Origin of the sequence: Stenotrophomonas sp. Sm2128, from assembly GCF_030985535.1 — a bacterium.
Classification (GTDB): domain Bacteria; phylum Pseudomonadota; class Gammaproteobacteria; order Xanthomonadales; family Xanthomonadaceae; genus Stenotrophomonas; species Stenotrophomonas maltophilia.
The window spans coordinates 9,225-24,778 of sequence record NZ_JAPTFQ010000033.1; the positions used below are offsets into that span (position 1 = coordinate 9,225).

The following is a 15,554-nucleotide window of genomic DNA, read 5'->3' on the forward strand; positions in this document are numbered from 1 at the left end:
CACCTATTTACTAGTAATAATTGCTTCGCCAGAGAATTTTCTTTTAAACTCATCAATGGGCGTGAAATACTGCCTGCCCATTGCAGGGTCACGTATGGCAACTACATATTGCCCGTTCCTCATCGTAACACCGTCCACGACAACAGCATGACCTCCTCGATCCAAGCTCATTCTAACGATTGCAGGATCACCCTTCGCTGTTGCTTTCGCGAGCTCTTCAATAGTGACCGACGCCCTTCTGGTTGAAGAAAGCCCGTTGTTTCTTAGGACTTGGGCCAAGGCAGGCATAGTGGTCCCTTCAGCTCTTACATTGGACTGTATGATAATGGCGCCCAGGTCCACCTTTTTACCGGCGGTATCCAGCACCATTGCACAAGAAGTCGGCCCACAGGTGGGAAGCTGTCCCTGGTCAATAAGCAGCCTATCCCCGAAACGCGGGAGACTTGAACTACTTGGGTTGCCCGGCTCAAGTTTGCCGATGACATCGCCTGATGGTGCATCTGAATGAGGCGTTCCATCTTTGACGCCGACTGCTGGCTTCGCACCTTCCACGCCATTCGTTGCGACCTCCCTCTCCAACGCCGCCAGCTTCCTGGCCTTCGCGGCCGCACGCATCGCGGTGACATCACCCAAGCTGACCACGGCCAATGCGACGTCCAGCCCCATGTCACCCTTGGTGAAGCCGTTTGCGGCCACATCGGCCAGGTTCCATTTCTGGTTCAGGCCCAGCTCGTAGGTCGCCGCATCCCAGCCGTTCCCGAAGTAGCCTGAAATGGACGACCAGGCGCCGGCACCCTTTTCCTTCACGACACCCCAGCCGCCAATTTCGCCGATGCGCTGGAAGTCGTTCAAGGCCTGCTTGGTGCTTTCAATGGACATGTAGATGGCATTCATCTTCGCCATGTCCATGACCATTCCACCCGCGTTGGTCACCACGCCAGCTCCCGAGCCCACCTTGTCGAACAGCAGATTCAGTGCCGCGTTGGCTGCCGCCTCCTGTGTCTTCCCATTCAACGCGAGCATGCCGGCGGTGAATGGATCGCAGCGCCCTGCCGCTGCACAGGTGATCTTGTATCGTGTATCCAGCGAGGACGTATGCGTCAGCAGATCGGAGGCGACCTGGCCACCATTGCCCTTCGTCAGTGCCGCCTGGGCCAGATCAAGGCCATTGTCCTTGATCCATCGCAGATAGGTGGAGTCATTCTGGGTAAGTGACCAATAGGCGTCACCCAGCTTCGTCTGCTCTGCGCGGCAGGCAGGCGAATCGGGAGCCGCGGTACATGCAGCAATCAGTGCCGCATTGCGCGCGTCCGACAGTGCTGCCAGCTCCTTCTGTTCGCCGCAACGCTCCCCGCTCTTCATGCAGCTCAGCATGGCGTCGAGGAATTGCATGCGCTCGGCATGATTCAGGTAGTTGTTCTCGACGGAGTTCCTGGCGATGGTGGCTCCCAACGCCGCACCCATGGCTCCGTCTCCACCAATCCCCCCTGCCATCGCGCCGACCGCCTGGCCCAATGCCTTGATCTGCTGTTCCTGCTCCGGAGTCAGCTGCCCGCCATTCTGCCGCGCGTAGTAGTCACCCAGGAATTTGGCTGCCAGTTCACCCCCTCCGGCAGCAGCGGCTCCGGCACCCGCCGAACCCCCATTCGCCTCCGCAAGCAGCGCGCCCAGAAGCGCATGCGAGAGCATCTGCATCGCCTCACTGGGGACGGCGCTCTGCTTGTTGGGATCGAATGTCTTTCCAATCAGCTCAGCGGCGTAGGGCGCGAGTGTGTTCGAGATGACCTGACCACCTGCCTGCCCTGCCACGCCGCCGACCAGCGCGTTGGAGACCGCGTTGAGCGCACGGCCATAGGTACCGTCGGGTGCCCACTTCTGCTGCGTGACCAGCGCATCAGGGTAAGAGCTGTCAAAGCCTGCAAGGGCGGTGTACTGGTCCTTGGGACTGAGGTTGGCAAAGGTCTCCTTCTCTGCGGCGCTCTTACCCTCCAGGTAGGCATCGGTGATCTTGTTGATCCCGTAGCTGCCAATGTCCGATGCGATCTGCTTACTGGTGGCAAGAACCGTGCTTGCTGCGTTCGCCAGCGCCTGCTGGTCGGCCAGCATCTTGTTGGCATCCGGCATCGCCTCCAGCGCACGGTGTGCCGCTGCAGCATCGGTATTGACACCAAGTTCGGCCGCCGTGGTCTTCCTGCCGCCAATGGTGATATTGCCCTCGGTCAGTGTTGCACGCGTGCTTGAGCTGTCGCTGCCACTTTCATGCATCGGCAGTCCACCGCCGAACGCGACACCATCCACGCTGCCGAACGTTCCGGATTTGATGTTGCTGCCGATACCCTGCAGCTGCTCAACCGCTCCCACACCCTTGTCCGTCGGGCCCTTGCCGCTGCTGCCGAAGCCACCACTGATGCTGCCCGACGTGGCCTTGTAGTCCATGTGGTTCTGCAGGTCGGTGAACGTCAACGAGCCCGCAGTCAGTTCACTGTTGCCCGCATTGGTGCTGGCAATCGCGCCGCCCAACAGGTTCACGTGACCTGCATCGACGTGGTACCCGCCATTGCCGGCAAACAGGCCGCTCTGCTGGCCAACCCCCTGATAGCTGCCGTTGGCCTTGCCCGCACTGGCATACCCGTCAGCATTCCATGCGGTACCGAACGACACCTGCACGCGACCGCCCACTTGGCTGTTCTTGGACATGCTCTCGGCGATGTCCTGCAGCGATTCGATGGTCAGCGTGCCACCGGTCTTCACGTCGATGCGGTCGGCGGTGGCGGTCGCGCCACGGAGAGTGGTATCGCCCTCGGCCTTCATCGAGATGTTCTTGCCGGTCAGCGTGGTGTTCTGCCACGTGCTGCTCTCGGCGTTGGACTTGCTGCTGCCGACGCTGGCTTCGGCGTAAACGTACACGCCGGTCTGCGCGCCCACTGCAACGCCCACGCCGACCTCGGCGCCGGCGTTGCTGCTCTTGCTGCGGTCGGCTACATGCGCCTTGCCTGCTTCCAGCAGGATGTCACCAGCCGAATCCAGGCTGAGCGTGTTGCCCGCGCTCAGATTGCCCTGCACCACGTGGATGTCGCCCTGGGTGCTGGTCAGGTTGACGTTGCCACCCCCCTGGATGGTGGAGCCGCGCGAGACTTGGCTGTTGCCGTCGGCATTGCTGCTGGAGGTCTTGAACCCGACGCCGGCCTCGGCACTGAGCAATGCCCCGCCTCCGCCTTTGCCGGCCATGCTGGAGATGGCACTGGCGGCCTGATAGGCATTGGCACCAGCGGCAAGGCCCTGCATCTTCTGCAGGCGGTCGTCGGACTTGCGGGCGGCGTCGACATTGTTGAGCAAATCGATCAATGGCGACTTCACCCGCGCGAAGGCACCGATCTTCAGGTCCTTGTCGCTCTGCGAGTAGTGACCACTTTCGTCAGCGGTCAGCAGCTCGATCTCGGCAGCGGTGATGTCCACGTCCTTCGCTGCCACCACATTGCTGGCGCTCTGCGTGTACTTGCCACCTGCGGTGAGGTTGACGTTGCCGCCGAGGCTGCCGACGGTGCTGGCCACCTGTGAGACCTGCGCGTTGTCATCGCGATGATTCTCGCGATGCCAGCCGGAGAACTTCTCGGTATCGGAGATCTGCACAGTGCCGATCGCCTTGCTGTCCGAGCGGTTGGCATTGCTGACCGTGTCCTGCCCACTACGGATCGTCAGGTCGCCCGCAGCGCGGATGCTGACGTCCTTTTCCGCCGCGATGCTGGCGGCGGTCAGGCTGATATCGCCCTCGGTGGTGGCCATGCGTACACCACCACCCACCGACAGCTGTGTGCCGGTGATGGTATCGCTCTGGCCGGCGCCCTCGCTGCGCGAATTGTTGGTGCCAAACGGCAGACCGGCGGAGTTGGTGGCGATACCCCAACCCTTGCCCCGGCTGTCGCTGTCACTGCGCTCGGTGTTGTGCGCGACATCGAACACGATGTCCTTGGTGGCCAGCAGGACAGCATTGCCCTCGGCCGTCATCTGCGCACCCTGGCTGGTGATCGAGCCGCCATTGGCGATCAGCGAGAGATTGCCGCCAGCATTGAGGTTGCTGACCCGGGCGTCACTGGTGGAGTGGCTCTGGTTGCTGTTCGAGCGCTGGCTGCCGGCCGTGATCGCCGGCAGCACGGCCGCCGACACGCCGGCCGCTACGCCTTCAGCGGTACGCGTAATCCGGCCCATCATCGTGCCACTGTCGGCCATGCCTTCGGTGGCGTTGTCGCGTGCAGTGCGGTACGCCTTGGCCGGGTCGTAGGTGACGCCCACCGAGAACCCGCTGGACTTGCTCGACTGGCTGGCCTGCGTATCCACCGTATCCTGGCGGGCGAGCAGGTTGATGTCCTTGCCGACCAGGGTCAGGTCCTTGCCTGCGGCCACGTCGGACGCGGCGATCGTCAGCTGGTTGCCGGCGTTGATCAGCACGCTGCCTTCGCGCGAGGCGATGGCGGAGCCGACCTGAGTGGTCGACCTCTCGGCAGAACTGCTGCTGTTCTTCGAGCTGCCGTAGCCGATCGAAGCAGTTCCATTGGAGAAGCCACCGGTGAAGCCGGACTTCTTCCTGCTCTCGCTGGACTCACTGCTGTGATGGTCTTCCGCAGAAGTGATCAGCACATTGTTGCCCGCACCGAGGACCACTGTGCCGGTGGCATCAACCACCGCGCCTACGGCGGTCAGATCGCGGCCGGCGGTGACGCTCACGCTCTCGCCCATCAGGCCGGTGCCAATGGCGTAGCTGTCGCTGCTCTCGGCGTGGCGGGTGGTGGTGGTGCTCGACAGGGTCTTCTTTTTCTTGTCGTAGCTGTCCAGGCTGAAGTCATGCGTTTCGTTGGCCGAAAGCAGGTTGACGTCGCGACCGGCCGCCACACTCAGCGTGCCATCCGAGCTGGCAACCTGGGTGGCAGTCAGGTTGATATCGCGGTTCGCTCTCAGCACTACATTGTCGCCAGCCTGCAACTGGCTGCCACGCGCGGTCTCGTCACTCTGGCTGATCTGCAGCGAACTGCGCTTGCCACCGGCACTGAAATCACTGCTGCGGCTGTCTATCAGCACCTGGCTGTTGATGTCACCACCGGCCTGCAGGGCCATGCCGCCATCGGTCTTGATGCGGGTTGCGGCCAGGTTGATGTCCTTGCCCGCCGCCAGCACCACATCGCCAGCGCCCTCAATCGACGTCACCGCATGCGTGGTCTGGCTGTTGCTGGTGTGGTTGCGGCTGTCGTGGTTCAGCGCACTGCTCTGGCCCAGCGTCTGCGCAACCAGTTCCAGGTTGCCACCGGCAACCAGCTGGGTGATGCCGTGGGTACCAGCATTGCGGATCTCCGCTGCCTTGAGGCCGATATCACCGCCGGCCACCACCGACAGCACGCCATCGCCACCGGGGTTGGTGACATACAGGCCGGCCACGCGATCCAGCGTGGTCTTCTGCTGCGACAGGCGGTCGCCCTGGTCCTTCCATTCCGAGGTGGTCGAGGCCACGGTGATGTTGCCACCGGCCTTCAATGCAATGGCATCGGTGGCCTTGACGGTACTGCCGATGATGTCGATGTCCTGGCGCGCCGACAGGCCCACCTGCGCACCGCTGATCTGGCCGCCGGACAGGTTGCGGATGTTGCCGGCATCGATGCTGACCAGCTGCCGGCCGGCAATCGTGCCGCTGTTGACCAGGTCGCCGCGCAGCTTGACGTCCACCTCCGCGCCGGCCAGCAGGGCGCCGTCGTTGCCGAGGTCGCCCGGCATCACCCGCAGGTAGACCTGCGGCACCAGCGCGCGCACCACCGAGCCATCGGCCAGGGTGACGTCCTTTTCCACCAGCCAGACGATGTCGCTGGTCAGGCGTGCCATCTGCTCGGCGGTCAGCGCCACGCCGGGACGCAGGCCCCATTCGCTGGCGACCGTGGCGCCGGCCTCCAGCAGCGCGCGGTACTGCTCTTCGTCGCTGGCGTGCCCGGTAAGGAAGCGACGGCCGGTGAGTTCGCCGATCTGCTCGCGCACCAGCTTCTGCTCGTAGAAGCCGTCGCCCAGGCGCTTCTGCGTCTGCGAGGGCTCGAAGCCTGCCCGCTGCAGCAGGTAATCCGAGCTGAGCCAATCGCGATAGCTGGCAAAGCGCGGGTCGGTTTCCACGATGTGGTTGCCACGGTTGGCGTCCACATTGAACAGGCTGGCGGTGGGTGCACTGGCATTCGGGCTGGTGGTGATCACCACGCGCGGATCAGCACCGGTTGTCGTCGTGGCCTGCTTGCCATCCACTGCGGCATTGCCACCACTGCCGGCATGCTCTCCGGCGCGCACCGCCGCCGGGCCGTTGGCATTGGCCTGCCCGGCCTGGGCGGCATTGATGTCCTGCGCCGTGCCAGCACCCGCCCCGGCGTTGCCGGCCTGGCCGGGGCCCTGGGCACCCGCCGCGTCCGCGCGCACGCCGTCGGTCTGGGCGACCGCCTGCTGATGGCCACCGTTGGCGCCCTGCGCCGCGCCAGCGGTGCCCGGCCCCTGTGCGTCCACGCTGCCGGCACCCTGTCCTGTGCTCTGGCCGGGCCCCTGCACGCTGCCCGCGCCGGGGCCGACCGCACCTGCACCGCGGCCGTTGGTATCCAGCTGCGCGGTGCCCTTGCCACCACCGGCGTTGGGGTTGCTGCCCCCGTTGTTGTCGTTGCGCAGGTTGCCGACATCGATGGTGAGCTTGCCACCGGCGGTTATCGACGAACCCAGCGCGCCGGTCTTCTCGGTGATCGGTGCCGCCTTCCAGCGGCTGGAGGAGCCACCGTAGGTGATGGACTGGTTGTCGAAAGTGCTGGTACGGGTCAGCTGCTCGGCAGCATTGATCACCTCGGACTGATCGCGGTTCAGGCCGACGATGGCCAGGTCGCGACCCGCGGCGATGTTGGCGAAACGGTTCTCCAGCCGATCGGTGCTGATCCGCATGTTGCCGCCCGCGTTGATCACGGCGTTGTTTCCTGCCGAAACCACAACGTCTTCCACGGTGGTGCGGGTGGCAATGCGGGTCTTCTCGTTGCCGCTGGTCTCCTGCGGGTGACGCTGCATGTTGATCAGCGTCGCTTCCGGATTGTCATAGTCCGGATAGGTGATGATCTGCACGCAGGTCGTGGTGCAGGTGCCATAGGCGTTGCTGTACCGAAGGGTATCGGTCACGTACTCGATCGGCGGCGACCCCGGACCACGGGTGGACAGATCGCGGAAGGGATCTTCCGCGCCTGCGCCGAGCTGATCGGGATTGTTGCGGTTGTCGGCGCGGCTGACGTAGTAGATCGTGACCGTGCCGTCCTGCACGCTCAGGCGCTCACGTGACGCGCGTGCGCCATGCACGCCACCGCGGGCGAACGCATAGGCGCTGGTGTTGCTGGACAGCCGGATCACCGCCTTGCGGATCTGCTGGCCATCCGGAGTGACATAGGGGGTGTCTTCGAGGATGTCCGCCGGGTTGAGGTAGTAGATCTCATACGGCTGGTAATTCGAGGTAGCGCGGAAATCCCGGTTGTTGTTGTTGGCGTTCTTGAACCAGCCGGGTTGTTCCAGCCGCACCGGTGCATGCACGGTGGTGACCTTCTCCACGACCACGTTCTCGCGGATGTTGTTCACCGCCAGCGCGGACAGGTCCAGGTTGCCGCTGACCTCGATGGTGGAGCCGATGTTGTCGACCTTCTGCGCGCTGCCTACCGCGCCCAGACCGTTCAGGCCACCGCCGATGGCGGCGTCGCCATCGCTGAAGATCAGGCTCTTGCCGCTGTTGGTCAGCGTGCCGACGCCGAGGTCCAGGCGCTGGCGCGCAGCGATGGTACCTGCACGGTCCACGCCACCGATGTTGGCTGCCACGTTGTTGAGCGAGCCCGCCTGGATGGCGACCCGGTCACCGTAGATGCGGCCGCTGCCGATGTTGTCGACGGTCGCAGCGGTGATATGGGTGACGTTGCCGTCCAGCAGGCCGTAGTTGACCAGTGCGCCGCCCGCTGCAAGGCGGGTCAGGCCGATGCTGCTGATCTCGCCGGTGGAGGCGTTGGTGATGTTGCCCGCATTGATGTTGACGTTGGCGCCGGCCAGCTTGCCGGTGTTGTCCAGGTTGCCCTGGATGGACAGGCTCAGCGTGCCGTTGGCCACCATCTCGCCACGGTTGGTGTGGCTCTGGCCCAGCTCCAGAGTCATGTCACCCTGCGACATCAGCCGGCCATCACCGATGATCTCGCGGGTGCGGAGGGTCTGCTGCCTGCCGGCCACCAGGGTGCCGCCGCTGTTGACCAGGGTATCGGCGCGGACATCAGAGCCCAGCGCCGCCGACACCAGGCCACCGCTGTTGTCCAGGCGCTGGTTCACCTGCAGCACGAGGTTGTCGGCAATCACCTGGCCGTTCTGGTTGTCCAGGTTGCTGGTGGTCACCTGCAGGGTCTTGCCCTGCAACCCCAGTGCAGGACCATTGCCCGGGCTGAGCGTATTGCGGTTGTCGACACGGCCGGCCTGCAGGTCGAGGCGGCCGGTCGCGGCCACCAGGCCGCCACTGTTGAGCAGCGCGCCCTGCAAGCTGATGTCGGCATTGCCACCGGCGGTCACGCTGCCACCGGTGTTGGCCAGCTGCTGCGCGCGCAGCAGCAGGTCGGCCGCACTCACCAGCGAGCCGCCGCCACTGTTGTCGATGTCGATGGCCTGCACGTCGGCACCGGCCTTGGCGGACACCGCGCCACCACGGTTGTCCAGATCGCCGCTGCGGATCTGCAGCGTGCCACTGCTGACAATGCCGTTGCCGTTGGAACCGGCGTTGATCAGCCGCTGTCCGGCGGTGTTGATGCTGAGGGCTGCCGCCGACTGCAGCAGGCCGCCTGTGTTGTCCAGGGCACCGCTGCGCAGCTCTGCGTTTCCGGAAAGGCTGGCAATGATGCCGCTGCGGTTTTCCAGCGCCTGGCCGCGGGTATCCAGCTGCAGGTCGTTGGCGATGATCCGGCCACTGTTGTTGTTCAGGCCGCTGGCCGAGACCTGCAGGTGCTTGCCGGCCTGGACCAGGCCGCCCTGGTTGCGCAGCGCATCGGCGCTGGTCAGCTGCATGTCCTGACCAGAAGCCACGGTGCCACCATCGTTGTTGATGGACTGTGCCTCGGCCAGCAGTGCGCCTCCGGCAGACAGGGTGCCCTTGTCGCTGTTGTCGAGCAGGCCGTCGACGCGCACGGTCAATGCGCTGCTGCCATCGCTGTGCACGATGCCGCCGCGATTGTCGAACGCGCCTGCGATGAGGGTGGCGTCTCCTGTGGTCAGGATGCGGCCACCGCGATTCTCCAGCGCGTGGGTGATCGCCAGGGTGCTGATACCGCCGCCGGCAGCCTGGATCGTGCCCCGGTTGTTGAGCAGCTGAGCGCTGCGCAGATCCAGCGTGCCATTGCCGGCAAGCGTGCCACCGCTGTTGTCCAGCCTGTCGCGCGCGGACACCTTCAATGCATTGCTGCCAGAGGCGATGATCGAACCGCCCGCGTTGAGCAGCGTGCCTGTATCCACGGCGATGCGGGTAGCCGACAGCGTGCCGTCACGCAGGTCGGTGGTTTCGCCGGTCAACTGCAGGGCGCCATTGCTGAGCAGCTTGCCGCCCTGGCCATTCAAGGTGTGTGTGTTGATGGCCAGCATGCCGGTGCCAGCCTGCTGCACGGTGCCGCCGGCATTGCTGAACACTGCACTGGTCAGTGTCAGGTCACCATTGCTGGCGATCAGGCCGTTGCCGCCATTGTCCAGTGACGTGGTGGCCTGCACGGTGCTGGCCTGCGTGCCCGTCGCCAGCAGCTTGCCGTTCTGGTTGTCGAAGCGGTCGGCGTTGAGGGCGAAGTGATCGGCAGTGAGGGTGGCGCCGCGATGGTCCACGGTCACCGCATCCAGCTGCAATCCGCCTGCCGTGGCGATGCTGCCGCCGGCGCCGTCCAGCTGGGTGGCCTGTACGGTCAATACGCCCTTCCCTGCATGGACGATGCTGCCCGCGGCATTGACCAGTTGCCCGGCATCGACACGCAGATTGCCGGCATTGCTGGCGAGGGTGCCGCCGCCGTTGTTGAAACGGCCGGTGACGGTGATCCGGCTGTCGGACGTACCTGCCGAACTTAAGGTACCGCCCGCATTCGATAGCGAACCGGCGCTGATCTGCTGCGCACCGTTGGCAGCGATGGTGCCGCCGTCATTGCCCAGCGCGCCGCGTACCTGCAGCGACATCGCCTGGTTGCCGGTAGCGGTCAGCGTGCCCGCCGTGTTGTCCAGCTGGCCGGCCTCGACGCTGACCTGCTGCGCGGCCATGGTGCCCGCACTGAGATCGATGGTCTCGCCCTTCAGTTGCAGCTCGCCATTGCTGACGATGCGGCCGGCATGACCCTGCAGCGTGTCGGCATCGATCTGCAACAGGCTGTCGCCCGCCTGCTCGATGCTGCCGGTGCGGTTGTCCAGCGAAGCCGCTGACACGCGCATGCCCGCACCGCTGGCGATGACACCCTTGTTGCTGTTGTCGAGCAGGCCATCGGCCTTTGCCACCAGGCGTGCAGCGCTGTGCAGCGTGCCGCCCTGGTTGTCGATGCTGCCGGCGGTGATGCCGAGCCCGCCGTTGGCCAGGATGCGACCGCCACGGTTGTTGAGGTTCTGGCCGATGTTCAGCTGGCTGGCCGCCGTACCGGCGGACTGCAGCGTACCGCCAGCATTGACCAGCGCGGCGCTGCGCAGGTCCAGCCCACCGTTGCTGGATACGGTGCCACCGCTGTTGTCGATGCGTTCGCGCGCGCTCAGCCGCAGCGTGTCGCTGCCGGTCGCGGTGAGCGTGCCGCCGGCGGTGATCAGGGTGCCGGTATCCACCTCGATCCGCTTGGCCGAGGTCACACCCGTGCGCAGGTCGGTGGTGGTGCCCTTGAGCAGCAGGCTGCCATTGCTGACCAGCGTGCCGCCCGTACCGTTGAGCGTTCCGGCGTTGATCGACAGCACGCCTTCGCCGGCGTGCTGCACGGTGCCGCCGGCATTGCCGAACACCGCCGCCTGGATGCCCAGGTCGCCATTGGTGGCCAGCAGGCCCCCCTCACCGTTGTCCAGGCTGCCGACCACGTCGATCCGGCTGCCCTCTGCACCAGTCGCCATGACCTTGCCGGCCCGGTTGTCGAATGACTGTGCGTCCAGCGCGATGTGCTCGGCCTGCAGGGTGGCGCCGCGATGGTCCACGCTGCCCGCCTGCAGGGTGATGCCGCCTGCGCTGGCGATGGTGCCGCCCTGGCCATCCAGTTGCCCGGTGCGCAGCAGCAGGCCCTGGATGCCGGCATGGCTGAGCGTGCCCTTGACGTTGGCCATGCTGCCGGCGTCGATCTTCAGCGCCGCACCATTGCTGGCCAGCATGCCGTTGCTGTTGTCGAACAGGCCGTCGATGCGGAGCTCAGTGGACGCGCTGCCGGCCGAACTGAGCGTGCCGCCACGGTTGGAGAGCTCACTGGCTTCGATGTGCTGGGCACCGTTGCTGGCAATGGTGCCGGCGTCGTTGGCTAAGCGACCGCTGATCTGCATCGCCAGCGTTCCACTGCCCGTAGCGCGCAGCGCACCCGCACTGTTGTCCAGGCTGCCGGCCACGATATCGAGCTGCTCGGCCGCCACGCTGCCGCTGCGGAGATCCAATGACCCGCCCTGCAGTGACAGCGCGCGGGCGGCACCGATGCTGCCGCCCTGGCCCGACAGCGTTTGCGCCTCGATGCGCAGGTTGCCGTTGGCGGAGATCGCGCCGCTGCGGTTCTCCAGCTGCGCGGCGCGGATTGCGGATGCAGCATCACCGGCGGCAATCAACTTGCCATGGTCGTTGACGAAGCGGCCTGCGTGCACATCGACCGCACCATTGCTGCCCAGCGTTCCGCCGGTATTGTCGAGCAGCCTACGGGCCTGCAGCTGGAGCGCCTGGGTGCCCAGCGCACTCAGCTGGCCACCGGCGGTGATCACGGTGTCGCTATCGATGCTGATGCGCTGCGCGGTGGTAGTACCGTTGCGCAGATCGAGGGTGTCGCCCTGCAGCTCCAGCGAACCGTTGCTGAGCAGGGTGCCACCGGCGCCGGTCAGGTCCTGCGTGGTGATGACCAGGCTGCCGTATCCGGCCTGCTGCACGGTTCCGCCGGCATTGCCGAAGGTACGCGCGTGGATATCCAGGTTGCCATTGCTGGCCAGGGTGCCGCCATTGCCGTTGTCCAGCGTGCCCTGCACGCGCAGCGTATTGCCACCGGTGCCGGTGGCGATGATGCGCCCACCGCGGTTGTCGAACCCGGTCGCCGAGATGTCCAGCTGCGCGGCAGCCAGCGACGCGCCCTGGTGATCGACCTCGGCCGCGGTGAGCTGCAGGGCGCCGGCAGTGGCGATCTGTCCCTTTGCTCCGTCCAGGCGCCCGCTGTCGATGACCAGGCCGTCGCTGCCCGCATGGCTGAGGGTACCGCCGGCATTGACCAGCCCGCCGCTTTTCAGCTGCAGGTGGGCGGCATTGCTGGCGATGCTGCCGCCACTGTTGTCGAGCGTGCCGTCGACCTGGATCTGCGAAGCTGCCGTTCCCGCCGAATTGAGCGCACCGCCGCGGTTGGACAGCGCACCCGCCTGGATCTGCTGCGCGCCATTGGCGCTGATGCTGCCGCCGTCGTTGCGCAGCAGGCCCTGCACCTGCAGCTGCATCGCGTTGTTACCCAGTGACAACAGGCTGCCGCCACTGGTGTCCAGGCCGGTGGCCGTGATCTTCACGTCACGGGCGCGGGTGCTGCCCTTCTGCAGGTCCAGCTGCTGCCCACTCAACTGCAGCAGGCCATTGCTGGCGATGCTGCCAGCAGCTCCCTGCACGGTGGTCGCGTCGATCTGCAGCGTGCCGGTGCCGGCATGGTCGATGCTGCCACTCTCGTTCAGCAGGCCATCGGTCTTGATCTGCAGATCGCCATTGCCGGACAGCAGGCCGCGCTGGTTCTGCAGCCGCTGGCTGGCGTGGATGTGGCTGGTGCCGGTGCCTGCGGCGATCAGCTTGCCGCCGTCGTTGATGAGGATGCCGCTGTTGATGTCCAGCGCACCATTGGCGCCCACGGTGCCGCCGCTGTTGTCCAGGGTGCGCGATACCTGCAGCTGCAGGGCATCGCCGCCGGTCGAGGTCAGCGTGCCGCCGGCGGTGGTCAGGTCGCCGGCGCGCACATCGATGCGCTGCGCGGCGGTGGTGCCATTGCGCAGGTTCAGGGTATCGCCGTGCAGCTGCAGGGTGCCGTTGCTGAGAACGGTGCCGCCCTGGCCCTGCAGGCTGGCGGTGGTGATGCGCAGGTTGCCAGCGCCCGCCTGCTGCACGGTGCCGCCGGCATTGCCGAAGAACGCTGCATCGATCTGCAGGTCGGCATTGCTGGCCAGCAGGCCACCGTCGCTGTTGTCCAGGTGATTGCGGACGTTGAGCGTGCTGGCCTGCAGCCCCGTGGACAGCACGCGGCCGCCGCGGTTGTCGAAGTCCTGTGCGCTCAGGCCGAGCTGGCGGGCGACCAGCTGCGCACCACGGTGGTCGGCGCGGCCCAGCTGCAGGTCTGCCGCGCCGGCGGTGGCGATGCTGCCCTGCACGCCATCCAGTACCTCCGCACGCAGCAGCAGGTCCTCGCTGCCGGCGTGGTTGATGCTGCCCCGGGTGTTGACCACGGTGCCGATGTCGAGGCCGAGCCGCGTGGCATTGCTGGAGATGCTGCCCTCGCTGTTGTCGACCTGGCCGATCATCCAGGTCGTCTCGGCGCTGCCACCGTGGGCAAGGCTGCCGCCGCGATTGATTGCCGATTGCGCCTTCAACTCGAAACCACGGGCGAAGGTCATGCGGCCGCCGCTGTTGTCCAGCTGTTGCACCTGCGCGCTGGCCGCGCCCTGGACCTGCAGGGTGCCACGCATGTTGCGCAGCGCCTGTCCCTGCACCTGCAGGGTGCTTGCGCCCAGCGTGCCGTCGCTGTTGTCCAGGCTGTTGCGGGCGCTGAGCTGCAGGTCGCCACTGGCTTCGATGCGGCCGCCGTCGTTGTCCAGCGTTCCTGCGATGTTGAGCACACCGGCCGCCAGCGGCGGAAGCGGCGTGACCGGCGGGGTGCCGCCGCCAGTGCCGGGAGTGCCAGTGCCGGGGGTACCTGTGCCTGGCGTACCGGTACCTGACGTACCCGTGCCTGGCGTACCCGTACCCGGCGGGGTGCCGGTGCCGCCGGTGCCGGTGCCTGGCGAAACGCTGGACACGGTGCCGATGCGGCCCTGCAGGTTGCTGAGGTCGGCGGCCTGCAGCTGCAGCGCCTGCGTTCCAAGCTGTTCGATGCTGCCGCCGCGGTTGCGCAGCGCATCGGCATTCACTTCGATGCGTCGCGCATTGAGCGTGCCGCCACTATTGTCGACATCTGCCGGGGTCTGCACGCGCAGCTCGCGCTCGGCACTGAGCGTGCCGGCATTGGCGATGCCCGCGCTGGCGTCGATGCGCAGGTCCTGCTGCGCATGCATCGCGCCGGTATTCTGCAGCCGGCCGTCGGCGGTGACCACCAGCTCGCCGGCCTGGGCACCGATCTTGCCGGCATTGCTTACGCCCACGCCATGTTCATTGCCGACCAGCCAGATGCGGTTGGCATACATGCCGCCCAGCGCGCCCACATCCAGCGCGAAGGTGGGCGCGGCGGACGTAGGCTTCTGCTGCTGCACGCTGCTGTGGTCGGCACTGACCACGTTGCTGCCCAGGCTGGCCTGCAGCTGGTTGGCCCAGATGCCGGCATTGACCTGCAGCGAACGGGTGATGATGTCGGTGTAGTCGGCGCGGCTGGTATCCAGGCCCGTGCCACCGACACCGATGCTGCCACCTTCCACGCGATAGCCTTCCAGCACGCCATTGCTGACGATCGGCGTGCCGGTGGTCAGGGTCACCCGGCTGGCGTTGAGGAAGCCCGCGCCATTGACCTGGATCCCGGCCGGGTTGGCGATGACCACCTGCGCCCGCGCACCGGCCACCTCCACATAGCCATTGAGGTGGCTGGGATTGCTGCTGTTGACCTCGTTGAGGATGACCCGTGCGGTGCCCGTGGCCAGCCACGGATTGCCCTGCACCCAGCCACCCAGCTGGGTCTGCACCTCGCCGCGCGAGTTGTTGAGGATCACGCCCTGCTGGCCGACGTCGAACTGCTGGTAGGTATTGCGCGACACCCCGCCCGCACTGGGCGTGGTGATGTTGACCTGTGGCGTGCCGTTGGCCGAGGTGATCACCGTCGGGCGCTGGTTTGCCGGCGCGCCCGGGTCGGCGGCGATGCGGCCCGGGTCGGCCGGCGCCTGCTGCGCTGACAACGGCTGCACCAGCCCCACCCAGCCCAGCACCAGCCACAACGCGAAACTGATCGGTCGCAGGGTGCCGACCGTGCGGCCTTCACGATTGTCGGCACCGCCGTGCGCGGCGTTGACCAGCTCGGACGCAACCTGCATGACCCCGAGCGTACGGTTGAAGACCAGACGGTAGACTTTGTTCACGGCGCTGATTCCTTTCGGTGCTGTTGGGTGGTGTGCGCAGCGGGCTGCGCGGTACCGCATCGTGTTGG

1 protein-coding gene is annotated in these 15,554 nt (G+C 66.1%); it reads right to left on the reverse strand.

Translation table 11 applies throughout. The annotated features are described in order from the left end of the window. Positions 1-3 precede the first annotated feature (3 nt). Positions 4-15,486 (reverse strand): hemagglutinin repeat-containing protein, encoded by a 15,483-nt coding sequence (locus O0K41_RS11285; RefSeq protein ID WP_308304506.1) that lies wholly within the window; start codon positions 15,484-15,486, stop codon positions 4-6. Positions 15,487-15,554 lie beyond the last annotated feature (68 nt).